The following is a 388-nucleotide window of genomic DNA, read 5'->3' as shown; positions in this document are numbered from 1 at the left end:
CGGATGCGCCGGCCGATTAACTGGGTGGTCTGGCTTCCAAAATCTAAAATTAAAATTTGGTCCATATTAAACTAACGAACCCATGGGCTCTTGCGGATTATCGTCGCCTTGCGGTCGTAGCCGACTGAAACAATATCAACCGGGGTTTCGCAGAAACGTTCTATAAAGCTTATGTACTCCATCGCGGCGTCGGGGAATTCTTCGTAGGTTAGCGCGTTCGCCAAAGATTTTTTCCAACCTGAAAAAGAACGCAAGACGGGTTTCGCCTTGTTAAGGTCTTCGATCGAAGAGGGAAAGTTTTCCACTATTTTATCGCCTATGCGGTAGGCGATGCACGCCTTGATTTCCTCAAAAGTGTCGTATACGTCCAGGTGGGTCATAACAAGGC

The 388-nt window shown here is 47.7% G+C and carries 1 protein-coding gene; it reads right to left on the bottom strand.

Annotation, left to right across the window (positions count from 1 at the left end; all coding sequences use genetic code 11):
• Nucleotides 1-71 precede the first annotated feature (71 nt).
• On the bottom strand, nucleotides 72-388 hold a 317-nt coding region (locus ACYVTD_RS17645; RefSeq protein WP_461248924.1), incomplete at its 5' end, for an adenylosuccinate synthetase.

The sequence above is a fragment of the Treponema sp. R6D11 genome, assembly GCF_054786075.1.
The sequence above is the reverse complement of the archived record's forward strand: the minus strand, read 5'-3'. Positions and strand labels throughout refer to the sequence as shown.